This is a genomic window from Leifsonia poae (assembly GCF_020009625.1).
Lineage (GTDB): Bacteria > Actinomycetota > Actinomycetes > Actinomycetales > Microbacteriaceae > Leifsonia > Leifsonia poae_A.
Genome location: NZ_JAIHLP010000002.1, coordinates 3,208,104 through 3,233,565, shown reverse-complemented (window position 1 = coordinate 3,233,565; position 25,462 = coordinate 3,208,104). Strand labels below are relative to the sequence as shown.

At 69.3% G+C, this 25,462-nt stretch carries 18 protein-coding genes; 5 read left to right on the top strand and 13 right to left on the bottom strand.

The genetic code is table 11. The features are described from left to right. Positions 1-23 precede the first annotated feature (23 nt). From K5L49_RS16185 to K5L49_RS16175, 3 genes are all read right to left on the bottom strand, one after another. Positions 24-1,979 carry a helicase HerA-like domain-containing protein gene (locus tag K5L49_RS16185; protein ID WP_223694330.1) on the bottom strand — a complete coding sequence of 652 codons (1,956 nt, stop codon included), beginning with the start codon at positions 1,977-1,979 and terminating at the stop codon, positions 24-26. Then, a complete protein-coding gene (locus K5L49_RS16180) occupies positions 1,976-6,658 on the bottom strand; it encodes an FtsK/SpoIIIE domain-containing protein (protein ID WP_223694328.1) in 4,683 nt (1,560 codons plus the stop codon). The genes K5L49_RS16185 and K5L49_RS16180 overlap by 4 nt, the downstream gene beginning before the upstream one ends. 152 nt (positions 6,659-6,810) lie before the next feature. Beyond that, positions 6,811-8,079, bottom strand: a complete 1,269-nt coding sequence (locus K5L49_RS16175) for a saccharopine dehydrogenase family protein (RefSeq protein ID WP_223694326.1) — start codon at positions 8,077-8,079, stop codon at positions 6,811-6,813. Between the two features lie 83 nt (positions 8,080-8,162). Between K5L49_RS16175 and K5L49_RS16170 the strand changes: the two genes are divergently transcribed. After that, positions 8,163-10,481, top strand: a complete 2,319-nt coding sequence (locus K5L49_RS16170; protein ID WP_223694324.1) for an alpha-galactosidase — start codon at positions 8,163-8,165, stop codon at positions 10,479-10,481. 69 nt (positions 10,482-10,550) lie between these two features. Here K5L49_RS16170 and K5L49_RS16165 read toward each other — a convergent pair whose 3' ends face one another. The 5 genes from K5L49_RS16165 to K5L49_RS16145 all read right to left on the bottom strand — a co-directional run bounded on the left by K5L49_RS16165 (position 10,551) and on the right by K5L49_RS16145 (position 15,605). Next, on the bottom strand, positions 10,551-11,762 hold the full coding sequence (locus tag K5L49_RS16165) for an ROK family transcriptional regulator (protein ID WP_223694323.1): 1,212 nt from the start codon (positions 11,760-11,762) through the stop codon (positions 10,551-10,553). Between the two features lie 111 nt (positions 11,763-11,873). After that, positions 11,874-12,545 (bottom strand): phosphatase PAP2 family protein, encoded by a 672-nt coding sequence (locus K5L49_RS16160; RefSeq protein ID WP_223694321.1) that lies wholly within the window; start codon positions 12,543-12,545, stop codon positions 11,874-11,876. A 56-nt stretch (positions 12,546-12,601) separates the two neighbouring features. Then, a complete protein-coding gene (locus tag K5L49_RS16155; protein ID WP_223694319.1) occupies positions 12,602-13,831 on the bottom strand; it encodes a multidrug effflux MFS transporter in 1,230 nt (409 codons plus the stop codon). Between the two features lie 197 nt (positions 13,832-14,028). After that, positions 14,029-15,216 (bottom strand): ROK family protein, encoded by a 1,188-nt coding sequence (locus K5L49_RS16150; protein ID WP_223694318.1) that lies wholly within the window; start codon positions 15,214-15,216, stop codon positions 14,029-14,031. Then, on the bottom strand, positions 15,213-15,605 hold the full coding sequence (locus K5L49_RS16145; RefSeq protein WP_223694316.1) for a hypothetical protein: 393 nt from the start codon (positions 15,603-15,605) through the stop codon (positions 15,213-15,215). Before K5L49_RS16145 ends, K5L49_RS16150 begins: the two co-directional genes overlap by 4 nt. Before the next feature lie 326 nt (positions 15,606-15,931). Between K5L49_RS16145 and xylA the strand changes: the two genes are divergently transcribed. Both xylA and K5L49_RS16135 read left to right on the top strand, forming a co-directional pair. Beyond that, positions 15,932-17,122 carry a xylose isomerase gene (gene xylA, locus K5L49_RS16140; RefSeq protein WP_223694315.1) on the top strand — a complete coding sequence of 397 codons (1,191 nt, stop codon included), beginning with the start codon at positions 15,932-15,934 and terminating at the stop codon, positions 17,120-17,122. A 78-nt stretch (positions 17,123-17,200) separates the two neighbouring features. Continuing rightward, on the top strand, positions 17,201-18,634 hold the full coding sequence (locus tag K5L49_RS16135; protein WP_223695322.1) for a xylulokinase: 1,434 nt from the start codon (positions 17,201-17,203) through the stop codon (positions 18,632-18,634). Between the two features lie 242 nt (positions 18,635-18,876). On the opposite strand, the gene K5L49_RS16130 is transcribed toward K5L49_RS16135, so the two are convergent. The 5 genes from K5L49_RS16130 to K5L49_RS16110 form a co-directional block, all read right to left on the bottom strand. Continuing rightward, complete coding sequence (locus K5L49_RS16130) at positions 18,877-19,965, bottom strand: glycerate kinase (RefSeq protein ID WP_223694313.1); 1,089 nt, start codon at positions 19,963-19,965, stop codon at positions 18,877-18,879. 4 nt (positions 19,966-19,969) lie between these two features. Then, positions 19,970-20,863, bottom strand: a complete 894-nt coding sequence (locus K5L49_RS16125) for a sugar phosphate isomerase/epimerase family protein (protein WP_223694312.1) — start codon at positions 20,861-20,863, stop codon at positions 19,970-19,972. Next, the gene (locus K5L49_RS16120) at positions 20,860-22,020 is read right to left on the bottom strand and encodes a dihydrodipicolinate synthase family protein (RefSeq protein WP_223694310.1); all 1,161 of its coding nucleotides are present in this window, start codon (positions 22,018-22,020) and stop codon (positions 20,860-20,862) included. The genes K5L49_RS16125 and K5L49_RS16120 overlap by 4 nt, the downstream gene beginning before the upstream one ends. Continuing rightward, positions 22,020-23,144, bottom strand: coding sequence for a Gfo/Idh/MocA family protein (locus K5L49_RS16115; protein WP_223695321.1), 1,125 nt, complete (start codon positions 23,142-23,144; stop codon positions 22,020-22,022). The genes K5L49_RS16120 and K5L49_RS16115 overlap by 1 nt, the downstream gene beginning before the upstream one ends. Positions 23,145-23,261: 117 nt before the next feature. Next, a complete protein-coding gene (locus K5L49_RS16110) occupies positions 23,262-23,576 on the bottom strand; it encodes a ThuA domain-containing protein (protein ID WP_223694308.1) in 315 nt (104 codons plus the stop codon). Between the two features lie 200 nt (positions 23,577-23,776). Here K5L49_RS16110 and K5L49_RS16105 point away from each other — a divergent pair, with 200 nt between their 5' ends. Then, entirely contained in the window at positions 23,777-24,094 is a 318-nt protein-coding gene (locus tag K5L49_RS16105; protein WP_223694306.1) for a hypothetical protein, read from the top strand. Between the two features lie 327 nt (positions 24,095-24,421). Further along, the gene (locus tag K5L49_RS16100; RefSeq protein ID WP_223694304.1) at positions 24,422-25,432 is read left to right on the top strand and encodes a hydroxyacid dehydrogenase; all 1,011 of its coding nucleotides are present in this window, start codon (positions 24,422-24,424) and stop codon (positions 25,430-25,432) included. Positions 25,433-25,462: the final 30 nt, after the last annotated feature.

Here is a 25,462-nt window from a genome sequence, read left to right as displayed (position 1 = left end):
CCGCGAAAGCTGCGGGAGCGGCGTCAGCGGCGGCGGCGGGTGCCGAAGATGCCCTCCACGACGCCGGTGAGGATCGATGAGGTGGCTTTGGATCCGAGCACCTGGTCCAGCAGATTCGGCTGAGGCTTCGACGTGGTGCGCCTGGCCCCGGTCGTCGGGCCGGTCGCCTTGAGCAGACGGTTGTACTCGGCGTCCGCCGCCTTCTGCGCCTTCGCCTGAGCCGCGGCGGCCTTCTCGGCCTCCTTCTGCGCGTCGACCGCGGCCTTCGCCTGCTCGAGCACCCGCTCCTGCTCCTCGGCAGCGGCCGCAGCGGCATCCAGCTTGCGACCGAGCATCTCACGGGCCGAGTCGCGGTCGATGGCGGTGCCGTATTTGGCGAGCAGCGGCGACGCCGCGACGGTCGCGTCGATCTGAGCGTCCGGCGTCGGCGACATCGACCCCTGCGGCGCGCGCAACCGGGTCCAGGCCACCGGGCTCGGTGCACCCTTCTCGTTCATCACCGTGACGATCGCCTCGCCGGTGCCGAGGGACTGCAGCACCTCGGCCAGATCGTAACCCGACTTGGGATAGGTGGAGACGGTGGCTTTCAACGCCTTGGCATCGTCGGGCGTGAACGCGCGCAGCTGGTGCTGCACCCGCGATCCCAGCTGGGCGAGCACATCCGAGGGCACGTCTTTCGGGGTCTGGGTCACGAAGAAGATGCCGACACCCTTCGACCGGATGAGGCGCACGGTCTGGGTGATCGAGGCGAGGAAATCCTTCGACGCGTCCTTGAACAGCAGGTGAGCCTCGTCGAAGAAGAACACGAGCTTCGGCTTGTCGAGGTCGCCCACCTCGGGCAGGTCGTTGAACAGATCGGCGAGCAACCACATCAAGAAGGTCGAGAACAGGGCCGGCTTGTCCTGCACGCCGGGCACCTCCAGCAGACTGACTACGCCGGTGCCGTCGGGGGCGAGCTTCAGGAACTCGCTCGTGTCGATCTCGGGTTCGCCGAAAAACGTGTCGGCCCCCTGATCGGCGAATGTGATCAGCTCGCGCAGGATGACACCCACTGTCGCACTGGACAGGCCGCCCAGGTCGGTGAGCTCGGCCTTGCCGTCAGCACTGTTCAGATGGGTGAGAACGGCCCGCAGGTCGCTCAGGTCGAGCAGGGGCAGCCCGGCCTTGTCTGCATAGTGGAACACCAGACCGAGACTCGACTCCTGGGTGTTGTTGAGCCCGAGCACTTTCGACAGCAGCAGGGGGCCGAACCCGGCGACCGTGGCCCGGATCGGGATGCCCTTGCCGACACCCCCGAGCGAGAAATACTCGGTGACCGCAGCGTGCGGCGACCAGTCCTGGCCGATCCCCTTCGTGCGTTCCAGGAGCTTCTCGTTCGACTCCCCCGGGGTCGCGATGCCGGAGAGGTCTCCCTTGATGTCGGCAGCGAACACCGGAACGCCCTGCGCGGCCAGCTGTTCGGCGAGCACCTGCAACGTCTTGGTCTTGCCCGTTCCGGTGGCACCGGCCACGAGTCCGTGCCGGTTCGTCATCGCCAACGGGATGCGGATGGGCACATCGGGCTGAGCGTCGCCGTTCACGAGCGCCCCCATCTCGAGCGCGGCGCCGGCGAACGCGTAGCCGTCCCGGATCACGGCGACCTGGTCGGCGCTGAGGGGCGCACCCGGGGTGGCGGGGGCGGCCGGCGCCGGGGCGGCCGGAGCGGCCGGGCCGGGGTCGGCCGGAGGCACTTCGGCCACTGGAGGCTGCGGAGCCGGCGCGTCGGCTTGGGCCTGCGCGTCGGCTTGGGCCTGCGCGTCGGCTTGGGCCTGCGCCGCCGCGACAGCCTCCTGGGCGGCCTCCGCCTGCGCTTGTGCCGCGGCCGCCGCATCCTGCGCCCGTTTCAGCGCCTCGGCGGCCTCGGCCTGCAGTCTGGCGGCGCTTTCGGCGGCTGCTGCCGCCTCGGCCTGGGCTTTCGCAAGGGCGTCGACGTCGCTCATGCGCTCACTCTATCCACGCCGCCGACCCTCCGATAGGGCTCGGGGTGCGCTCGTCCGGGTTCGCCTTCCCGGCCGTTTCCGGGCGACCGATCGGAACCGGCAGAATCGGGCAGGCCGATGTGCACACCTCGGAGGTTTCCGTTCTCTACCAGGAACCCACGCCCGGGAGGATATTCGGCACGTCGGGCGTGCGTGAACGGGGTGGTGAAGACAGTCGGGGTGTCGTTGGCATCGGGTTGAAGCGCTAGTGCCCATCGTGCACCGCGGAGCGGGGTCGCGAGTTCCCAGACGGTTCCGAGGGTGGCGTTCTCTGCTTCGACGATGGTGGTGAGGTCGCTGCGCCGCAGAAGTTTCAGCAGAATGGCGAGGTTGTGCTCAGCACCGGTTCCCTCGAATCCGCCGATGTCTTCGATCACGACGATCCCCCGCGCGCCCGGCGACGGGAAGCTCCCGGACTCTGGAGCGGGTTGCTCTCCCTCGGCGGCCGGCGCGGTTCCGATGAGAGGCATCGGCGGGAGCACAGCCGTCGGCCCCGCTCTGCCACCGAGCGCGCGGATGAGGCTGGAGATCGTCTCGTCGCGCGCAACGGTGGCGTCGGCGACGTCGCTCCAGAGGCGCACGTCGCGAAGGGCGGATCGATGAGGTGCGATCAGGACCGCATCGATCGGAGACGATTCGGCCTCGCTCCGCATACGAAGGGATTCGAGGATCGATCGGATCGCGGTGGTTCGCCCGGAGCCGGCCGGCCCAGTCACCAGAAGCAGGCCTCGGGATGGGGCCGCCACCGGCGCCATGTGGACCGTGTCGATGGCGAACGGCTCCGGTGCGCCTGGCGTGTGTGCAATGGCAGATCGTGGGATCGCTTGTGGAACGGCCGGGACGGCGACCGGGGCGGCGACCCGTCGCCGGCGTTGTGCCTCCGCAAGCTCCTCGAGCGCGAGGTCGGTGTCGGCCGCCTCGGCGCCGACACCCGGAAGCGCCAACTGGACTTCCTCCTCGGTCCCGATCCTCACAGCACGACCAGGACCGGCCCTGCCCAGCACATCGACCGAGACGCGGAGGGTCTGGTAGTCGGTCTCTGCTGTGAGGCGGAAGGCGAGACGTTCCGGCACGCTCGATGCGAGCGAGGTGGGCATCGCGTTGGAGCGCTCCGCCGTCAGGAGAAGATGCACGCCGACCGTGCGTCCGCCGGCGGCGATCTCCACGAGATCGCCGAATGGATCGGACCCGCCTCCGCGGTGCTCGTAGGTGTCGCGGAAGGAGGCCAGGCCGTCCACGAGAAGGAGGACAGGGGGTTCGGTCGCGCCGGTCACCGATCGTTCGGAGATCACGCGCTTCACGAGTCCGAGGAGACGAACGATGCGGTCGCGATCGTCGCCGGGCACGATGTCACCGGTGTTCGGGAGGATCGTCAGGGCACCCAAACGTCCACCACTGCTGTCGACGCCGTAGATGCGGGTGTTCGGTTCAGCAGCGATCGCGGCGACCGCCAGTGTGATGAGCGCCGTGGTCTTGCCGGTGCCGGCGGCACCATGGATCGCGACGTTCCCGACCTCGGACAAGGCGACTCTATAGGGCGATTGCCGCTGCCGGTGGGGTTCATCGATCAGCCCGACGATGGTGCCATTCGAGCGGGCCGACGCCGAGGAGGCTGTTGTGCCGGCGAGCAGCTCCGATGAGAGCGGCAACACTTCGGGCAACGGATCGACCCACGGTCTTCGAGGTCGTCGTGTGCCCGCTGTCGTCGCTGCGCGGCGGATGTTCGCTGTGAGAACCTCGATGTCGCGCGGACCTTTCCGAACGCGAGTCGGGATGGGCTGAATCTCAGGGTGGAGAATCCACGGGGTCTGTTCGCCGAACCCGAGATCTCGGATCTCCACAGACTCCCGGTGTTCGGAGTCGGAGCGCCCGCCGAGATAGCCGGTCTGCAGGTGGGTGAGCCGACCTGCTCCGACCTTCACTGCGGCCCGGCCGGGAATCGCCGGAGAGAACTCTGCCGCATCGGCGACACCGATCACATCGGTGCTGTCGGCGAGGTCGGCCATTCGCAGCGCGACACGCAGATTGGTGTTCGCACGAAGGTTGTCTGTGATCACTCCGGCGGGCCGTTGCGTTGCCATCACCAGGTGGAGTCCGAGCGATCGGCCACGCTGGGCGACGTCGATCACACCGTCGACGAACTCGGGAATCTCCTTCACCAGCGCGGCGAATTCGTCGATCACGATCACCAGCGACGGCGGCGCGTCGAGGTCGGCACGTCGTTCGAGGGCGGCCAGATCTTTCGCGCTCTTCTCGGCGAGCAGCTCCTCGCGGTAGCGGAGTTCGGCCCGCAACGACGTCAGCGCCCGTCTTACGAGATGGGTGTCGAGGTCGGTGACGAGGCCGACGGTGTGTGGAAGATCGACGCAGTCGGCGAAGGCCGCGCCGCCCTTGTAGTCGACCAGGAGAAAGGTGAGGCGATCGGGAGCATGGTTCGACGCGAGCGAAAGCATCCACGATTGAAGGAACTCGGATTTGCCGGCCCCGGTCGTTCCGCCGACCAGGGCGTGCGGACCGTGCGTGCGCAGATCGATCTCGACCGGACCGCCACTGCCCTGGCCGACGATCGCCGCCAGCCCCCCGGATTCTCGTTCCGTTCCCACCGTCCACCCGGAGAGCAGGCTGTCGGTGCGCCGCCAGTTCTTCACGATGGAGTCGCCGGAGCCGAGGACGTCACCGGGAACGACCTGTGCGAGGCCGACACTGCTCGGCAGATCGCTCTCATCCAGTGCGCGGGCGCCGACGTCGATGATCGGCGCGAGCTCGCGGGCGAACGTGCTCGCGGCTGTCCGTCCGATGTCATTCACCGCGGTGAGGGGCACGACCTCGCCCTGGCGAACGAAGTGCACGCGCCAGTCGTCGGCGTGCGCTTCGACCACTGTTCGGCACGCGGCCGGTATCCCCTTCATTCCGGAGGCGACCCAGAGCACATGCACCCCGACATCGGCACCGGCTTCGGCGAGGCCGACCAGACGACTGCGGTCGGTGACCGGATCCGCGAGCACGAGCACGATCACGGCCGGGCCGGGGTGTCTCGCCTCCGCCGGCGCAAGACGTTCCTCCGCATTCGCTGCGTCACCTGCCATCCGCGACCGCACCGACCCCGCACCCGCGGTGGCCGCGCGTGCGGTGATCAGACCCTCGAGGGCAGCAAGGAGGATGCTCGCGCTGCGTCCATCGGCGGCAAGATGCGGTGCCGCGATCGGGCTGTAGACCGAGTCGACATGCGGCAGCCACTTCAACCACGACCACTCGTCCTCGGACTGCTCCGGATTGGCGAACGCGGTGAAGACGAGGTCGGCCGGCGAGTGCAGGGCGAGAAGCTGCACGAGCAGCGCGCGGGTCACTGACGACGCCCAGAACTCCGGTCCCGCGATACCGAGCGAACCGCTGCGGTCCAGGCGCTCCAGAAGAGGCACATCGGGGATCGCCGAGAAGCGATCATGCAACCGGGAGAGGTCCTGCCATCGGTCGGCGGGGATCGTCCCCCGCGGCGGAAGGCGGATCGCCCGGCGGCTTGGCAGGGTAGCTGTGCCGAGGCGAAGCTCCAGGAACGCGCGATGCTCGGGCCGGCGTGACCAGAGCCTCAGATCGCCGGCCCCCGGGTACGCCGCGAGCTCGACAGCAGTCGGCGTTTCGGCATCCCGAGCCGTCTGCTCGCGGCGGAGGTTCGCGGCCAATTCGTTTTCCACCGCTGTGAGGCTTTCGTCGAACACGCGCTGCTTCGCCCGTGTCGTCTTCCGTCGCGTGAGCCTGGTGTCGAACCAGGAGCCGAGCATGATCAGCGGCGAGAGGCCGACGAAGAGGAGGCTCAGCAGCGACTTCGTCGTGGCGAAGAGCACGGCCCCCATCATCAGGGGCGCCACCATGGCGATGAGGGGGAATCGGGTGGGTTCCGGAGGCTCTGGCGGGACGGGTAGTTCGATCGGTTCGGGCGCGAACACAGGGTCGACCCGCGGCGATTGCAGATGCAAAACGCTCCCCGCGACCTCAGGATCGGGCACAGGAGGCGGACCGACGTCGACCTGGATCAGAACGGTGCCGATTTCGACCAGAGCCCGTGCCCCGACACGGATCGGCGAACCAGTGTTCTCCACCCGGTTCCCGGCCTCATCGATGGCGGCCGTACCGTTCGCCGACCCAAGATCCTCGATCTCCACCAGATTGCCGACGCGTCGAAGCACCGCGTGCCGACGGGACACTCCGGAATCCTGCAGTTCGATCCGGTTGCCTCGGCCGCGCCCGACCGTGGTCTCGGCACCGACGGCGAGGAACTGCACCCCCTCCTGCTCTCCGCTCAGCACGGTGAGCGTGGCGATCGGCGATCGTGCCCGATCGCCTGGGCCCGGAAACGCCTCGAACACCGGCTCGACCTCCGTGCCCGCGACCAGCCCCGAACCGGCAACGGTATCGCCGGCGTCGAGAATGAGAACCGTGCCGTCGGGATAGGTCACCCGCACGGTCAGCGGTGCCTGGCGCCGGACGGCGAATGGCAGAAGTCGCGGGTGCCCCGCACCTCCGCGCACGAGGGCGCGCGCGACCTCTCCGATGGTCGATGTCGCGTCGACGGTCAGCACGACATCGCGAAGCCGCGTGCTGACATCGTCGGTGAACTCGACCACCGAAACACGAAGCTTCACGCGACCTCCCGCTGCCCACCCGGCCGGGCTTTCGAATCGGGCTCCCCCTCGAAGCCGCCCTCAGCCGTTCTCGTTTCAGTGAACATACGGGTTGCTGCGTAATATGTCACAATCTGTCATTGTTCATTTCGAACAATGCATCCGGATCCCCGTCAGGATTCGCGGAGACCCCACGACTGGCCGTAGCCGCCCTCGTCGACGGGGAGGGCCATCAGGGTGAGATACGGTTCGGCGTCGAACGCTTCCGGGCCGAGCACACCGGTGCCGCTCCATACGCCAGTGGCGAGGAGTTCGAGCGCGATCACCGGGTTGAGCGCGGTCTGCCACACGACGCACTGGGCCTCGTACTCACGCATCGTCCACTCGTTGTCGCTCACATGGTAGAGGTAGACCTCGCGCGGCGCACCGTCCAGACCCTGACCGGTCACCCAGACTCCGGCGCAGGTCTTGCCCGTCATCCGAGGGCCGATGGTCGCGGGGTCCGGCAGAGCAGCGGCCACCACATCCCGGGGCGCGACCTCGACCGGCCCGTCCTGGCTACGAACGCGCACCGGTGTCGTGGAATCGAGACCCAGCTGATGCAGGGTGCGCAGGATGCCGATGAACTCTTCGCCGAGACCGTATTTGAACGTGACCCGTTTCGCATCGATCCAGCGCGGCATGAGCAGCACTTCCTCGTGTTCGACGTTCACGCATTCGACGGGGCCGATGCCGTCGGGGAAGTCGAAGGTCTCGGGCTCGCTGAACGGCGGGGTGGTGAACCAGCCCGCGTCCTTCTCGAACACGACCGGCGGGTTGAGGCATTCCTCGATGGTCGTCCAGATGCTGAACGACGGCGCGAAGATCTCGTTTCCGTCGGAGTCGCGCACGACGAGGTTGGCGCCGTCACGGGTGCCGAGCTCGTCGATCTGCGAGAACAGCTTGTCGGCCGCGTAACGGGCGAACACATCACTGAGCCCGGGCTCGACCCCCATGCCGACGAGCGCGAGCCGGCCGGCGGTCTCCCAGTCGCCGCGCTGGGCGAACTGGTCGTCACCCAATTTGACCCCGGTCTTCGCGTACGGGTCGGTCGGGTGCGGCTCCGAGAGGCTCATCGCCATATCGAGGTAGTCGGCGCCGGCCGCCAGGGCTCCCGCGAAGATCGTGGGGACGAACTTCGGCTCCACGGCGTTCATCACATGGGTGACGCCGTGCTGACGGGCGACGGCCGCGACCGCATCCGGGTCGGAGGCGTCGATCGCCGCGGCGGTGAACCGTCCGGCGACATCGGCGCCGTGGCGAGCCTCGATCCAGGCGATCGTGCGTTCGGCGCGGCTGAGGTCGTAGTCGCTCACCACGATGGTTTCGTAGAACGAGCGTCGTGCAGCGATCTTGGCGATGGCGTCGCCCACTCCGCCAGCGCCGACCAGGAGGATTCTCATGCCGGACACGCTATCGCTCCCCGCCGACGACAGCCAGGGCGTGCAATACTTCTGTCAAGAAACTAAGTCGATCAGGAGCACCGATGCCCGCTGAATACCCTGAACCCGCAAACGTCGTCAGCGTCACGGAGGACGGGACGCGCGCCGCCGATCGGTTCGTATACCTGCGCTCTGCCGGGGTCGGTGCGCTGCTCGACCTGCGCGGATCCCTGCTCCCCGCCATCGTGCACTGGGGCGCCGACCTCGGCGACTTCACGGCCGGCGACGCCGTCGCCCTGGCCGTGGGCGACACCCGCGCCTGGGCCAACAACACGGCCGACGAGCCCATCCGGCTGGCCGTTCTGCCCGAATCGCACACCGGTTGGACAGGTCGCCCCGGGCTCAGCGGCAGTCGCGACGGACGCGCCTGGGCGCCCCGGTTCCGAACCACCGAACTGTGGCTGCACGCCGACAGCGGAACCGTCACCGATACCTCCGGCGAACCGGATGCGCGACTCAGCACGATCGACGGAGGCGGCCGCATCCGGGTCACCGCATTCGACCCGGAAGCCGAGCTCGCCGTGACGATCCACCTCGAGCTCTCCCCCGCCGGAGTGCTGCGGATCTCCGTTGAACTGCAGAACCGCGGCGACACCTACCGCTTGGACGATCTGGCGCCCGCCTTCCCCGTGCCCGCCCGGGGCCGCGAGATCCTGGACTTCGCCGGGCGCTGGGGAAAGGAGCGCACACCGCAGCGCCGCGAACTCGGGGTGGGCATCCACCTGCGCGAAGGTCGACGTGGCCGAACCGGACCCGATGCGGCCACGCTTCTCAGCGTCGGCGAACCCGGATTCGGCTTCGCCGGCGGCGAGGTGTGGGGCGTTCACGTCGGCTTCAGCGGCAACCACCGGCACTATGCGGAACGGCTCTCCAGCGGCGAACAGGTCATCGGCGGCGGGGAACTGCTCCTTCCGGGCGAAATCGTCCTCGCGCGTGGCGAGCGCTACCGCTCGCCCTGGGTCTACGGCGTGTACGGCGACGGTCTCGACGACCAGGCCCGGCGCCTGCACCGGCACCTGCGTGCCCGGCCGCAGCATCCCCGCACCCCGCGACCGGTGACACTGAATGTGTGGGAAGCGATCTACTTCGACCACAGCCTCGACCGGCTGCTTGCCCTCGCCGACCGTGCCGCCGAGGTGGGAGTCGAACGGTTCGTCCTCGACGACGGCTGGTTCCGGCACCGGCGCAACGACCGTGCCGGTCTGGGCGATTGGTATGTGGACGAAGAGGTGTGGCCGGGCGGCCTCACGCCCCTGATCGAGCGGGTGCGCGGGCTCGGCATGCAATTCGGTCTGTGGTTCGAGCCCGAGATGGTGAACCTCGACTCAGACCTCGCGCGGGCGCATCCGGAGTGGGTGATGCAGACCGGCGGGCGCATCCCGGTGCCGTCACGTCATCAGCAGGTACTGAACCTCGGCATCCCGGAGGCGTACGAGTATGTGCGCGACCGGATGTGCAACATCCTTTCCACCAACGACATCGCATACATCAAGTGGGACCACAACCGCGACCTCGTCGACGCGGGCACCGCGCCCCGCGGCGAACCGGGTGTGCACGCGCAGACGCTGGCGACCTACCGGCTGATGGCCGAACTCAAGACGCGCTTCCCCGGCCTGGAGATCGAGTCGTGCTCCTCCGGCGGCGCCCGCGTCGACCTGGGCGTGATCGAGCACACCGACCGGGTCTGGGTCTCCGACAACATCGACCCACTCGACCGCCAGCAGATGAACCGCTGGACCCACCAGCTGCTCCCACCCGAGCTGCTCGGCTCCCACATCGCGTCGGCCCGCTCCCACTCCACCCGCCGCGTGCACGACCTCGGCTTCCGCGCCGCGACCGCCGTGTTCGGGCATCTCGGGATCGAATGGAACCTCACCGAGGCGTCCCCGGCCGACCTCGAACAGTTGACCGCCTGGATCGCCCTCTACCGCGAGCGCCGCGATCTTCTGCACACCGGCGACATCGTTCGCATGGACGAAGTCGACCCGACGTTCTGGGTGAACGGCGTCGTCGCTCAGGACCGCTCATCCGCCCTGTTCTCGCTGACCTTCCTCGGCCGCTCCGATGCCGCGCCGCTCGGTAGGTTCACCCTGCGCGGTCTCGACCCGGACCGACGCTACCGCGTGCGGCCGCTGCCGATCGGCGACCCGTCGCACGGGTACCACGTTCCGCCGTGGTTCGGGCTGGCCGGTGCCGAGAGCGCTCGTGCTTCGAACGGGGTGACGCCGCTGTCCCGCGCCATTCCGAAGGGCACCGTCCCAGCGGGAACCGTGCTGAGCGGCCGCGCCCTTGCGACGGCCGGCCTGCAGACGCCGATGTCGTACCCGGAGCAGGCCTGGCTGATCGAGCTGACCGCGGTCTAGCATCGGAGGGCTCGCGCGACACGCTGCCGAACGGTCCGCTTCGACGGAATACCCGAATGGATCGGCTGACTAATCCGACGCGGGCCGGGCGGGGACGTCGTGAAGCATGCGGGCGCGGATGGCCATGGCGGCCGCGCCGCGCGCCCACTCCGAGAATTCGAACGGCTGCACGTCGACGGGGGTGGAGACGCTTCTCCAGACACGTCCCTCGGCGAACGCCGTGAGCATCGCATGCTCCCCGACGACACCGAGACGCGCACCTTCGCCCGCGAGCACGATCTTCTGCGGATCGAGGGTGTTCGCGACGTTCGCGAGCAGCAGGCCGAGGGCGGTTCCGGCCTCGTCCACGACTGCGCGCAGCTCGGGGTCGCCGCGTTCCGCACCGCGCAGCACATCGTCGAACACGACGTCACCGACGGGGAGACCGGAGGCGCGAGCCGCTGCGCGCTCCACCGCATCCGTCGCCAGGAGCGCACTGGCGCAGCCGTGGTGCCCGCGCCAGCACACCGCCTCGGACCACGCGAGAAGTTGATGCCCGATGCTGCCGACCGCCCCGGTGGCGCCGGCGACCAGCTCACCGCCGGCGACGAGCCCCATCCCGACCCCCGCGCCGATGGTGACGACGACGAAGGTGTCCAGCCCTCGCCCGCCGCCGAACCAACGCTGGGCCTGGGTGAGGGCGTTCACGTCGTTCGCGACGACGACAGGCAGCCCGAGGCGCTGCTCGACGAGGTCGGCCAGAGGCACATCGCGCCATTCCAGGAAATGCGACTCGTCGACGAACCGACCGTCGGCGCTGTTCCCGCCCAGGCTGATGCCGACACCGCCGAGGGGGCGGAACGCCGAACCGAAGGCTCGGACGCTGCGCGCCACGGCGTCGGCGACGGTCTCCGGATCGCGCCCGGCGAGCGGCTCTTCGTGCTGGGCGCGCACGGCGCCGCGCAGATCGGCCATCACGCTGTAGACGGCGTTCCCAGTGAGCTTCACCCCCGCGAAGTACTCCGAGGAGGGGTCGAGGTCGAGCGGCTGCAGTGGCCGGCCGGCCGCACGCACCTGGGGGGCTCCTTCGAACAGGCGACCGGAGGCGATGAGCGGTTTGGTGATCCGCGTGAGGCTCGGCCCGGAGAGCCCCAGCCGCTGTGCCAGTTCAACTCGCGAGAGCGGACCGTGGATCAGGATTTCGAGCATCACCCGGGTGACGCTACCGGGCGCGCTTCCGGGCGCCGGTGAGGTCTCGCCCGCCGCCGCGGAGGCTGCTTCCGGCGCAACAGGCTCGCTCATCCCGTCATCTTATGGCCTCGGGTGCGTTCGACCGCCGCTCCGTCAGCATTAAATTCTGCGACGACAGTAACTGGGCTCGCGCCCCAATTGACGGAGAGGCGGCGCCCGCTCCTACCTCGCGCGGAGGAATGGATGCGGAAGCGCCCGCTCGTGCGCCAACCGCAGGGCCAGCGGAGCCCAGACCATCACGGCGATACCGGCACCGAGCAGCAACCCGCCGACCGTGTCGCTCAGCCAGTGCGCACCCAGGTAGGTGCGGCTCACTGCCATGAGCAGGGCCCATGCCGCCCCGGCGATCCACACCCATACCCGGGGGAACAGGATCGCCAGTACGACGACCATCGTCGCCGCGTTGGCGGTGTGCCCCGACGGGAACGATCCGGCGTCCGAGGTCACCAGGATATCCGTCGGGCGTGCGCGGCCCACCGACACTTTGAGGAGTTGTACGCACAGAGCCGAGACGAGGCTCGCCACAGCGAAGAAGGTGGCGCCCCACGGGCGTCGGAACGCCAGAAGCGCCAGGAAGATGAGCAGCGGGATCGCGACCGACCCCACGATGCCCCCGCCCACCGAGTTGAAGAACAGCGCCGGCACCGTCCAGAAGGGCGAACGGTGTTCGGCGATCTCGTCCATCCAGCCCAGGTCGATCGCGAACGGCTCGGTCGGCCGGAACGCGATGACCACACCGAGGACGACCACCAGGGCGACGGCGACCGAGGCGGAGATGAGCGGCCAGCGCCGGCTGGTCTTCGCCGCCCGCTCGATCTCATCCGGTTGACCCATGACGCCCACCGTAGCCAACCCGTCTGCGCATCCACCGCAACGGATGCGCGCGGCGGTCAGTGCGCGAGCGCCGGGACCGTGCGCGGACGGACGATCAGCCAGAGCGCGGCGATGCTCACGGCGGCGCACACGGCCATCACCAGCCCCATGGGCGCCGCGCTTCCGACACCGAGGATCCCGACGATCGGCGAGATGATTCCGGCGATGCCGAAGTTGAGGGCGCCGAGCAGCGAGGCCGCCGTTCCCGCTTCGTGCCCGTGCGCATTGAGGGCGAGCACCTGCACGCAGGGGAAGCCGAATCCGCAGGCCGCGATGAAGAACCAGAGCGGAATGACCGTTCCCCACAAGCCGGTGTGAGCCTGGTCGAGCACGACGATGGTGACCGCCGACACGAACATCACGATCGTCGAGACGGCGAGGATCCACTGCGGCCCGACGTACTTTGTCAGCCGCGAGGCCGACTGCACACCGATGATCACGCCGATGGAATTGACCGCGAAAAGAAGACCGTATTGCTGGGCGTCGAAATGGTAGATGTCTTGGAAGACGAAGGAGCTCGACGACAGATAGGAGAAGAGCCCGGTGAAGTTCATCGCGCCGACGATGGCGATGCCGACGAAGATCCGGTCGCTCAGAACCGACTTGTAGCGCTGGCGCACCGTGGAGTGGCCGGCGTCTTGACGGCGCGCTTTCGGCAGTGTCTCCACGATCCAGAGCGAGACGCAGAGCACGACGAACAGGCCGTAGAGCGCCAGGACGACGAAGATCCCGCGCCACGGCATCACGAGCAACAGCTGCGAACCGAGCACCGGCGCCAGCACCGGGGCGAGCCCGTTGACCAGCGCGAGCCGGCTGAGCATCCGCACCAGGGGCCGACCACCGAACAGGTCGCGCACCATCGCCATGGCAACCACGCCGCCGGCCGCGGCGCCGATGCCCTGAAAGGCGCGCGCGACCGCGAGCAGCTCGACGTTCGGCGCGAGCGCCGCCGCCACGCAGGAGAGGATGTGCACGATCGTCGCCAGGATGAGCGGTAGCCGGCGACCGACCTTGTCGCTCCACGGCCCGACCACGAGCTGCCCGACGCCGAACCCGATGGTCGTGGCGGTGAGGGTGAGCTGGATGACGGCCGTGGAGACGTCAAACTCCTTCTCCAGCGTCGGCAGCGCCGGAAGGTAGGTGTCGATCGTGAACGGCCCGAGCGCTGTCAGCGCCCCGAGCACGAGGATGTAGGCGAGGCGTTGCCGGCCGGAGAGCGAGTCACCGGGGTGCACGACGGTAGTCACAAAGGTCCTTGCAGGGAGAAAACGAAAACCGCGGTGGTGGCCGCGGTGCGAGTGTAGGGATGGTGCCTGTTCGGCGGAACATGTTCGCCGCCGAATCGAATCGATTCGAGCAACGAATCTGTTTATCCTATCGGAAATCGGCATGCAGATGTTACCGCGCACATCCCCTGTTCTGGCGACACCCGCCAGCCGTCGGGTCAGGCGGCCGGAGCGGCCAACAGGGGCGCGAACGCGAGCTCCGCGGCACCGATCATGAGGATGCGCGAACCCAGCTCGGCTCGCACGATCGCCAGATGCTCGGCCGAGGCGCCGAGAGCCTGCTCGGCGACCAGGCCGGAGAGCCGATCGGGCAGCGCCGCATCGAGGGAGCCGAGGAAACCGCCGAGCACGATCAGCTCCGGGTTGAACACATTGGTGGCCGTGCGGAGGGCGGTCGCGAGAAATCCGAGCTGGCGCTCGATCTCGGCCACCACCGATGCGTCGCCGGTCTCGACTGCCGACGCGAGCGCCCGGTCGAGCTCGTCGGGCGCGGCGGAGGGCAACCCGAGAACACGCAGCAGCGCCCGCTGACTCACCTCGGTCTCCAGACAGCCGATCGCCCCGCAATGGCACCGGATGCCGGCCGAGTTCACGAGGGTGTGGCCCAGCTCCCCCGCGTATCCGGAGACCCCGGTGAGCGGGACGCCGTCGACGATCACACCGGCGCCGATGCCCGAGGCGCCACCGTTCAGGTATACGAGATGGCCGGCTCCGCGACCGGCGCCGAAGAGCCGCTCCGCGTTCGCGCCCGACCGGGCGTCGTTGGCCGCGTGCACCGGGAAACCCGTCGCCTCGGCGAGTTGCGCCGCGAACGGTTCGTCGACCCATTCCAAATGCGGTGCCAGCCGCACGACGCCGTCGCTCTCCCGCACCAGACCGGGCAGGGCGACACCGATGCCGACGATACGGGTGGCGGCCTCGAGTTCGGGGCGAAGCCCGTCGATGACGGCCGCCGCGATCGTCACGGCCTCCACCGCCGACGGCACATTCCCCGTCGGGCGCCGCACGAGCCGGTGAAGAGAACCGTCGAGACCGACGACACCGACCGTCACCGCGTCGATCTCAGGGTTCACGGCGAGCGCCACGACGCGACCGTCGGCGACGACGACCGGACTCGGCCGGCCGACCCGGTTGCTCGTCTCCGGATCGAGCTCCACCACGAGCCCGAGGTCGACGAGCTCACCGACGAGCGCCCCGACGGTGGAACGGTTGAGCCCGGTCGCCTGCGTGAGCGCGGATCGCGGTCCGGGCCCGCCCCGGTGGACCATGCCGAGGACGGTCGCCAGATTGTGGCGGCGGACCGCATCCAGATTGGTCCCGGCTCCGACCCCGCTCGCGTTCTTCATCTCACAGGCACCCTATCGCCATCATCACGGGCGCCGGCCGAGTGCGGGGTCCGCGCCTCACACCGGAAGACGGGCGCTGACCTCGTGGCGAACCCCGACCAGGCGGGCGTCCGAACCCCTGACCGGATACACATCGTGAGGCCGAGAGCCGCCGCCGCGTCGTATACGCCGAGCGCCTGCAGATCATTGCCGGCGACGATGGCGGTCGGCCGATCGGACAGGCCGAGAAGACGCGACGCCTCCCGTTCGCCGGTGTCGCGCACGCCGGAGACCCAGTCTGGGCCGGGCGCGTTCCGGGGGCCGCGGGCGGTGAGGGCGAGCGTCATCCCCGCTTCGCGCACGACCCGTTCGACACCCCGGATGATCTCGAGCGACCACTCGCTGTCCAACGACTCGATGACGAGTTCGACGAGCGCTCCCCGCTCGATGTCGACGCCGCGCCGTGAATAGCCCGAATCGGCCAGGAGCGACTCGACGGCTTCACGGGTCGGCGACGAGACGCCGGGGCGCCCGTTGAGACTTTCGAGACGGTCGACACCGAGACGGCCGCCTGCCGGGCGATCCGCGCGAGCGTCGGCCGCCCGGACGTCGGATTCGGTTCGGCGCGCATGGAGTCACTCCATTCAGGGGCGACGACGATCGGGTCTTCCGATCCCGGCACTCAGCTGATAAGTTGAATGACACAACAAATCACCAACGTCGCTGAAGGACCACCATGACTCTCACCCCCACTCGCGCAGACAAATTCTCGTTCGGCCTCTGGACCATCGGTTACAACGGCACCGACCCGTTCGGCGGGCCGACCCGCCCCCAGCTCGACGTCGTCGAAGCCGTCACCCGCTTGAGCGAGCTCGGCGCATACGGCCTCACCTTCCACGACGACGACCTCTTCGCGTTCGGCTCCACCGACTCCGAGCGGCAGACCCAGATCGACCGCCTCAAGCAGGTTCTCGCCGACACCGGCGTGATCGTACCGATGGTCACCACCAACCTGTTCAGCGCACCGGTCTTCAAAGACGGCGGCTTCACCTCCAACGACCGCGCTGTGCGACGGTTCGCACTGCGCAAGGTGCTGCGCAACCTCGACCTCGCCGCCGAACTCGGCGCGAAGACATTCGTGATGTGGGGCGGCCGCGAGGGCGCGGAATACGACGCGGCCAAAGACATCCGTTCGGCGCTCGAGCGCTATCGGGAGGCCGTGAACCTGCTCGGCCAGTATGTGACCGACAAGGGCTACGACATCACGTTCGCCATCGAACCGAAGCCGAACGAGCCGCGCGGCGACATCCTGCTGCCGACGGTCGGCCACGCGCTCGCCTTCATCGAGACGCTCGAACGCCCCGAGCTCGTCGGCGTGAACCCCGAGGTCGGGCACGAGCAGATGGCCGGCCTCAACTTCGCCGCCGGCATCGCCCAGGCCCTCTACCAGGGCAAGCTGTTCCACATCGACCTGAACGGCCAGCGCGGCATCAAGTACGACCAGGACCTCGTCTTCGGCCACGGCGACCTGCAGAACGCGTTCGCACTCGTCGACCTGCTCGAGAACGGCGGCCCCAACGGCGGCCCGTCGTACGAAGGCCCGCGCCATTTCGACTACAAGCCGTCTCGCACCGAAGACATCACCGGCGTCTGGGACTCGGCCGCCGCCAATATGCGCACCTACCTGCTGCTCAAGGAACGGGCCGCCGCGTTCCGCGCCGACCCCGAGGTGCAGGAGGCGCTGGCGGAATCCCGTGTCCCCGAGCTGTCGACGACGACCCTCGCCGCCGGCGAGAGCTACGACGACCTGCTCGCCGACCGCTCGGCCTACGATGACTTCGACGCCGACGCGTACTTCGGCGGCAAAGGCTTCGGCTTCGTCCGCCTTCAGCAGCTCGCCCTCGAGCACCTCCTCAACGCCCGCTGACACGGAAGACACCCCGGCGAGGGTGAGGGAGAGAGAACGAGGGAGAGAGAACGAGTGAGAGAGAGTGAGCAGGGCGTGGTGAGGTTGGTGGCGGGGGTCGATTCATCGACACAGAGTTGCAAGGTCGTGGTGCGCGACCTCGAGACCGGGGCACTCGTGCGCTCGGGGCGGGCATCCCACCCCGACGGAACCGAGGTGGACCCCGGCGCGTGGTGGCAGGCTCTGCAAGCGGCTGTGTTCGAGGCGGGCGGCCTCGCAGACGTCGAAGCGATCTCGGTGGCCGGGCAACAGCACGGAATGGTCGTGCTGGATGCGGAGGGCCGTGTCATCCGCGACGCCCTGCTCTGGAACGACACCCGTTCCGCCGAAGCGGCCGAAGACCTGATCTCGGAGGTCGGGGCCACCGCCTACGCACAACGGGTCGGCGTGGTGCCCGTCGCCTCCTTCACAGCGACCAAGCTGCGCTGGTTGCGCGACGCTGAGCCCGCCCATGCGTCACGCGTCGCCGCCGTCGCCCTCCCCCACGACTGGCTCACCTGGCGCCTGCGCGGGTACGGCCCCACCGACGAGAGCGAGCTCGGTCCCGTGCTGGAGGACCTCACGACCGACCGATCGGATGCGAGCGGAACCGCATATTGGAGCGCCGCCTCCGGGTCATACGACCTCGACCTGTTCGAGCGCGCGTTCGGACGCCCGGGGCGCGAAGCCGGCACGGCGGGCGACCCCGCAGCGGTGGTGCTGCCCCGGGTCCTCGGCCCCGCAGACGCCGCCGGTCGCACGCCGAGCGGTGCGCTCGTCGGCCCTGGCGCCGGAGACAACGCCGGCGCCGCGCTCGGTCTGGGCGCCGCTGACGGCGACGTCATCGTCTCCATCGGTACCAGCGGAACGGTCTTCGCCGTCACCGACTCCCCCGTCGGCGACGAGTCGGGCGCCGTGGCCGGGTTCGCCGACGCGAGCGGCCTCAGCCTTCCGCTCGTGGCCACTCTCAACGCGGCCCGCGTGCTCTCATCGATCGCTTCCTTGCTCTCGGTCGACCACGACGGACTCGCGGGGCTCGCACTCGAGGCCGAGCCCGGCGCGGCCGGGATCGTGCTCGTGCCCTACTTCGAGGGCGAGCGAACCCCCAACCTCCCCGACGCGACGGCGAGCGTGCACGGTCTGACGATCGCCTCGACGACACCGGCCAACCTGGCCCGGGCTGCCATCGAGGGGATGCTGTGCGGGCTCGCCGCCGGACTCGACGCCGTGCGCGCCGTCGGGGTGAGCGAGAAGCGCATCCTCCTCATCGGCGGAGCCGCGCTCAACCCGGCCGTCGCCACCATCGCCGCCCAGGTGTTCGACGCCCCGGTGGTGGTGCCCGCCCCCGGCGAGTATGTGGCCGACGGTGCGGCGGTGCAGGCCGGCTGGGCGTTGACAGGAACCCGGCCCCGCTGGCCGGTGTCGCTGAACGCCGAGCTGTCGCCCGACTATCGACCGGTCATCCGCGAGCAGTACCGCACCGCCACGGCATAGACCACCACCGCGCGCAATAAGACCCCCCGTCCCTTTTTTCAGGGCACCTTGCGTCGGCCCGACCGTTGGCTCCTGAGAACAGAACGGATGGGCGCGCACGGCGCGGATTGTCCTGAAAACAGGAGGCAACACACGGCGTGAACCCTCGGCCAGAGGTCGCAACGCAGGAAGACTCCTCACACGCAAGCAGAAGAGTCCGTCACGATGGATGCGTCCGCGTCGTTTCGGCGAAACGGCCTGCGTTAAACCACGGTCGCGGCGAGCTCCGCGCCGGCGACGCGAGCCCAACGCGTCGCGTCCGCGATCGCGGCCGCCGACCCGCCGGCGAGCGCACTCAGCGACGCCGCCGCCGCGAACGAGTCGGTCGGTGCTTCGATCGAGCCGGCGGCGAGGTAGGCGGGAAGGCCGGCCGCGCGGGCCAGGCCGCTCACGTAGTCGGGCACCTTGCCCGCCGCCGATTGGGAGTCGAAGCGTCCCTCGCCGGTGACGACCGCATCCGCCGAAGTGACGAGCCTCGGAAGACCGAGAGCATCGCCGACGGCCTCGGCCCCCGGCGCCAGCACGGCACCCCAGGCCAGGAGGCCGTAGCCGGTTCCGCCCGCCGCCCCTGAGCCGACAGCATCGGACGGCCGACCGAGCACCGCGGCGAAACGCGTCAGCGCTGCTTCGAGAACGGCGACCTGCCCGGCATCCGCCCCCTTCTGCGGGCCGAACACAGCCGCTGCACCGAGAGATCCGAGAAGCGGGTTGGTCACATCGCTCAGGATGCGCACCCCGCGCGGCGGCAGCGGCGGCAGGCCGGTCAGATCGGCCGTCACCAGGTCGGCGAGACCGCGACCCCCCGCGCATATCGGCCGTCCCTCCGCATCCAGCAGTCGGGCACCCAGCGCGACGAGCGCGCCGGCACCGCCATCGGTGGAAGAGCTCCCACCGATCGCGAGCAGCAGGCGGGTGGCCCCTGCCGCCAGCGCCTCCGCGATGGCCTGGCCGAACCCGGCCGTCGTCGCGTCGAGCGGCTCGAATGCTGTCAGGAGACCGAGCCCGCTCGTCTCGGCCAGCTCGACCAGGGCCGTGCCGTCCGGCAGCAGCAACCAGGATGCGTCGACTTCGACACCCACGGGGCCGGTCACGCGAATCGGGCGGCGCACGGAACCGGGAACGGCCAACTCGAAAGCGTCGAGCGTGCCCTCACCGCCGTCGGCCATCGGCGCGAGCAGAACACGATCGCCGGGGCGCACCGACGACCATCCCTCCGCAAGCGCTGCGGCGACCGAAGCCGCGCTGGCCGAACCCTTGAACGAGTCGGGGGCGAAGACGACACTGTAGGGCATACGGCTACAGTGGCACGGTTTCGGCGAACGCCCGCACGGTCCGTTCCACGACGGCGGCGGGGTCGGAATCCCAGATCTTCTGGTTGAAGATCTCCACCTCGACATCGCCGGTGTAGCCGGCCGCCGTCACCGCGCGGGTGAGGGTGGCGAAGTCGATGTGGCCATCACCCATCATCCCGCGGGCGAGCAGCACATCGGCCGGCAACGGCGTGACCCAGTCGCACACCTGGTAGCTTGCGATGCGACCGGATGCGCCGGCCCGCGCGATCTGCTCCGCCACGGCCGGGTCCCACCAGATGTGGAAGGTGTCGACGACGACACCCACCGCCTCGGCGGGGAACTGCTCGGCGATGTCGAGCGCCTGCCCCAGCGTCGAGAGCACGGCGCGGTCGGCGGCGTACATCGGGTGCAGGGGCTCGAGCGCCAGAGTGACGCCGGTCGCGCGGGCCTCCGGTTCCAGTTCGGCGACGGCGTCGCGCATCCGGGCTCGGGCGCCCGTCAGGTCGGTTGAGCCGTCGGGCAGACCGCCGGCCACCAGTACGAGTACAGCGGCCGATCCGGGTGCGCCGGCCGCCGCGAGCGTCGCGGTCTCGTCGATGGCCCGGCGGTTGTCGTCGAGCGAGGCGCGCCTGGTCGGCCCCTCCACCGCGGTGAAGAAGCCGCCGCGGCAGAGGCTGGACACGCGCAGTCCCGAATCGGTGACCAGCCGTGCGGCCTCCGGCAACCCGACCTCGGCAACGGGCTCCCGCCACAGTCCGATGCTCTGGACTCCCGTATCCCGAACCACGCGCAGGGCCTCCCCCAGCCCGGCGTACTTGATCGTCGCCTGATTGACCGACAACCGCGTGCTCGGCTGCTGCGGAGCGGTGTTCAGACCGTTCGTCGGGGGCGTGGTCATGGGCGAAGTCCATTCAGGGTGAGGAGGGAATGCCAGCGTTCGGCGGCGAGCGCGGGCCGTTCGAGCGCGCCGCAGGCGTTCGCGAGCCGCACGATCTCAGAGAGATGCGGCAGGCTGCGCGCGGCATGGAGGCCGCCGATCATGCTGAACGACTGCTGGTGGCCGTTCAACCAGGCCAGGAAGGCGACGCCCGTCTTGTAGTAGAAGGTCGGTGCGGCGAAGATCTGGCGGGACAGCGTTTCGGTTGGTCCGAGGATGCCGAGATACCGGCCATCATCCCCGGCGTCCAGCGCCTGGATCGCCGCGGATGCGCTGGGCGCGAGAGCCGCGAAAGCGCCGAGCAGAGCATCCGAGTGCACGCCGTCGGCGCCGGCGATGAGCCCGACATAGTTGAAGTCGTCGCCGGTGAACATGGCGGCCGTCTTCGGCAGTCGAGCCCGAAGGGCGACCTCGGCCCGCGCGTCGAGCAGACTCATCTTGATGCCGCTGACACGGCCCGCGTTGTCACCGATGATCCGCAGCACGGTCTCGCTAGCCACCGCAGAATCGGTGGAGCCGAAGTATCCGCCGAGCGCGGGGTCGAACGCGGCGCCCAGCCAGTGCAGGACGACCGGCGTGCTCGCCGCCTCCAGCACCGCCCGGTACACGCGCTCGTAGTCGGCGGCCGAGATCGCGGCCCGCGCAAGATGGCGGCTGGCCATCAGCACGACGCCGGCGCCCGCGTCCTCGGTGAAATGCAGCTGTTCCTTGTACGCGTCGATCACGGCGTCGAGCGAGATGACCTCCTCATCGACATGGTCGGTGTTCACCCCGACCACGATCGCGCCGCCCACCGAACGCGCCTCCGCAGCGCTGCGGGCGATGAGCTCCCGTGTTGCGCGCGCATCCAGGCCCATATTGCGCTGGGCAGTGTCCATCGCATCGGCGACGCCCAGCCCCCACGACCAGACGTGGTGGCGGAAGGCGAGCGTCGCATCCCAGTCGATGTCGGCCGGCGCCCCTGGAACGTTCTCGGCCCACGGCTTCGGCACGACGTGCGCGGCGGCGTAGGCGGTGCGCGAGGTGAGCGCGCCCGACGGCTTGGCGTAGGCGGGCGCGCCTTCGAGCGTCACGGATGCGGTGCCCCCGTCGGCGGAGAGCAAGACCAGGTCAGTCATCACACGCTCACTTCGGGAAGGTCGACCCGGCGTCCTTCGCGCGAGGAGACGAGCCCGAGCTCGGCCAGCAGCACCCCGCGTGCCCCGGCGAGGAAGTCGTAGGGGTTGGGAGCGTCGTCGACGACGTGGCGGATGAACTCCTCCCACTGGGTCTTGAATCCGTTCTCGAACACGTCGTTCGCAGGAGCCTCGATCCAGTCGCCGTCGTAGTCGTGGCCGTCGGCGATGTCCGGGTTCCAGACGGGCTTCGGCGTGGCATTGCGCGGCTGGATCTTGCAGCCGAAGAGACCGACGACCGCGCTGCCCAGCGTGCCGTCCACCTGGAACTCGACGAGCTCGTCCCGGTTGACCCGCGTAGTCCACGACGAGTTGAGCTGGGCCGTGATGCCGCCCTCCAACTCGAAGATGGCGTAGGCCGCGTCATCCGCGGTCGCCGCGTATTCGGCACCGTTCTCGTCGACGCGCGAAGGGATCTCGGTGACCGCGCGGGCGTACACCGACTCGACCCGGCCGAACAGGTTCTCGAGCACGTAACTCCAGTGCGGGAACATGTCGACCACGATGCCGCCGCCGTCTTCGGCGCGGTAGTTCCAGCTGGGGCGCTGAGCCGCCTGCCAGTCGCCCTCGAACACCCAGTAGCCGAACTCGCCGCGCACCGAGAGGATGCGGCCGAAGAAGCCCGAGTCGATGAGCCGCTTGAGCTTGCGCAGGCCGGGCAGGTAGAGCTTGTCGTGCACCACGCCGTTCTTGATGCCGGCGGCCTGCGCGAGGCGGGCGAGTTCGAGCGCCTCGTCGAAGCTCTCGGCGGTCGGCTTCTCGGTGTAGATGGCCTTGCCGGCGGCGATCGCTTTTTTGATCGCGCTTGCCCGGGCCTTGGTGACCAGGAAGTCGGAGTAGATCTGCCAGCGGTCGTCGGCGAGTGCCGCATCCAGGTCGGTCGTGTAGTTCTCGATGCCGTGCTTTGCGGCGAGTTCGGCCAGCTTGGCCTCGCTGCGCCCCACCAGGATCGGCTCGACCTGAACCCGGCGCCCGTCGGCGAGCAGCACACCGCCCTGATCGCGAATGGCGAGGATCGAGCGCAGCAGGTGCTGGCGGTACCCCATGCGCCCCGAGACGCCGTTCATGATGATGCCGATGGTCGACTCTGACACGAGAACTCCTTAGTGCTGCGGGAAAGCGCTTACCCGACCACTCTCCCATACTGCTGGCACCTCCGCAACGTCCGCATGGTCGCGCCCGGGCTAGTCGGTGAGCCAGTGGGCGGCGCGGGCGATGATCGTGCGATGCGTCGGCGAGGCGAAGGAGGCGGCATCGTGGCCGAGTGCGTCATAGACGATCCGCGCATCCCCGTAGGTGCGCGCCCACAGCAGCGGATACTCGACACCCTCATGCTCGTGGGTGGCGAGCGGCACGAGGTCGGGCGCTGTCCGCAGGTAGGTGTATCGCTCATCGTCGACCTCGAAGTCGCCCAGCCCGGCGACGATCGGGTGCCGGTCGGGTAGACCCGGATGTGCGCCCGCGAGTGGTCCGGGTGCATCGTCGTTCCCCGCACCCACACGGCACCGAGAATGCCCTCCCACTCCGGGACTCCGCGCAACGACGTGGACGTGACATGCAGTGCGAGCAGCGGATGCCCGCCGGCGAGGTAGTCGAGCAGGCCGTCCCGCCCGCGGCGCTCAGCCTCCGGGTCCGGCCGGGCCGGTTCGAGGATCGCCGGGTCGCCGAAGTTGACCACCAGGAGGTCAGGGGTGTCCGGATGCGTCAGCGACGCCATCCGCGCATCAACGTCTTCGGAGATCTCGACCTCGAAGCCCCCCTCCCGCAGCACCGCGGCGAGCTGGGCGGATGTCTCGGCGAACGGGTGCCAGGGATCGGCATAGCGCCCGGCGCCGCTGAGGATGAGCGCTCGCGGGTGGGGAACTGCCGCGTCACCGTCCGGAGCGGGCTCGCCGAGCGAGCCGGGATCGGAGCGGTCGGCGGCAGCGGCGGCGGCGTGAGTCATGGGGTCCTCTCGGAAGCGGCCGAAGGTCGGCTCGGTCGCGGACGCGACAACGGCATGGTAAGCGCTTTCTAGCCTCGCCGCCGACCCGTCGGGCACTTGCCCCGGTCAACTGCCCGACGGCACGGCCGGCTGACCCTCCGGCCCGCACGTCGGACGGACCGCTCCCGAGCACGATCCATCCGTCGTGACGGAACCCTCACCGACGTATCGGTCGAAGGTGCCTGCGCAGCCTCCGGCCGCGACCCATCCGCCCCGAGAGCCTGCCTCGACCGACGCTGCTGACGTCGATGGCTCGCGCCCGAAAGTTGGGGCTTGACGAATTCGGGCGGAAGACTCATCATGAGGAATGCGCATTCTCGGAATGCGCAATCCCAACCATCGGAGCTTGAGGAGCCGCTCGTGACACACCGACGCAAACCCGTCGCCGCGTTCGCCATGCGACCCGATTTGCCGGCCCTCCTGTTCTCCGCCGACGACCTCGCCGTGCTGTCGGAGGTGCTCGATCTCGACACCGCGACGACGGTCGAAGATTTCGCCGCCGTCGGCATCGACCGTCTCGCCGAGATCGATGTGCTCATCACCGGCTGGGGGTCCCCCCACATCGGCGAGGCCGAGCTGAGGGCGATGCCACGACTGGCCGCCGTGATCCACGCCGCCGGCACGGTGAAGGGTCACCTGCACGATCAGGCGTGGGATCGCGGCATCCGCGTCACCAGTGCCGCGAGCGCCAACGCCTACCCGGTCGCCGAGTACACCCTGGCGATGATCCTGCTGGCCGGCAAGCGGGTTCCCGACTACATCCGCGGCTACGCGATCGACCCGCGGGTCTACGACGAGTCGGCCGACCCGGCCATCGGGAACTTCCACCGCACCGTCGGCATCGTGGGCGCGTCGCGGGTGGGCCGTCGGGTGATCGAGCTGCTGCGGCCCTTCGACCTGGATGTGCTGCTCTACGACCCCTATCTGGACGCCGACGATCCCGTTCTCGCCTCGGCGACGCGCGTCGAGCTCGACGAACTGTTCGCGGCCTCCACCATCGTGAGTGTTCACGCCCCGCTTCTGCCGGAGACGGTGGGAATGGTGGGTCGAGCGCAGCTCGCACTGCTGCCCGACGGCGCCACGGTCATCAACACGGCGCGCGCGCCCATCGTCGACCAGGATGCGCTGACCACCGCCGTGCGCGAACGGGGCCTCCGCGCCGTGCTCGACGTCACCGATCCGGAGCCGCTTCCCGTGGACCATCCGCTTCGGGCGCTCGACGGTGTCGTGCTCACCCCGCATGTGGCCGGCGCACTCGGAACCGAGCTGCGCAGGTTGGGCGAGTGCGCCCGGCGCGAGGTGGAGCTGTTCGTCGCCGGGGAGCCGGCCGAGCATCCGGTCACGAAAGAAGCTCTGATCGCCGTTGCCTGAGAACCTGACCGAGACTGTGAACCGAACGCT

Bases quoted from the DNA above. Each gene is read 5' to 3' on its own strand.
- K5L49_RS16185 (WP_223694330.1), bottom strand. From the start codon at position 1,979: ATGAGCGACGTCGACGCCCTTGCGAAAGCCCAGGCCGAGGCGGCAGCA.
- K5L49_RS16175 (WP_223694326.1), bottom strand. From the start codon at position 8,079: ATGAGAATCCTCCTGGTCGGCGCTGGCGGAGTGGGCGACGCCATCGCC.
- K5L49_RS16170 (WP_223694324.1), top strand. From the start codon at position 8,163: ATGCCCGCTGAATACCCTGAACCCGCAAACGTCGTCAGCGTCACGGAG.
- K5L49_RS16165 (WP_223694323.1), bottom strand. From the start codon at position 11,762: ATGAGCGAGCCTGTTGCGCCGGAAGCAGCCTCCGCGGCGGCGGGCGAG.
- K5L49_RS16160 (WP_223694321.1), bottom strand. From the start codon at position 12,545: ATGGGTCAACCGGATGAGATCGAGCGGGCGGCGAAGACCAGCCGGCGC.
- K5L49_RS16150 (WP_223694318.1), bottom strand. From the start codon at position 15,216: ATGAAGAACGCGAGCGGGGTCGGAGCCGGGACCAATCTGGATGCGGTC.
- xylA (WP_223694315.1), top strand. From the start codon at position 15,932: ATGACTCTCACCCCCACTCGCGCAGACAAATTCTCGTTCGGCCTCTGG.
- K5L49_RS16130 (WP_223694313.1), bottom strand. From the start codon at position 19,965: ATGCCCTACAGTGTCGTCTTCGCCCCCGACTCGTTCAAGGGTTCGGCC.
- K5L49_RS16125 (WP_223694312.1), bottom strand. From the start codon at position 20,863: ATGACCACGCCCCCGACGAACGGTCTGAACACCGCTCCGCAGCAGCCG.
- K5L49_RS16120 (WP_223694310.1), bottom strand. From the start codon at position 22,020: ATGACTGACCTGGTCTTGCTCTCCGCCGACGGGGGCACCGCATCCGTG.
- K5L49_RS16115 (WP_223695321.1), bottom strand. From the start codon at position 23,144: ATGAACGGCGTCTCGGGGCGCATGGGGTACCGCCAGCACCTGCTGCGC.
- K5L49_RS16105 (WP_223694306.1), top strand. From the start codon at position 23,777: ATGCGTCAGCGACGCCATCCGCGCATCAACGTCTTCGGAGATCTCGAC.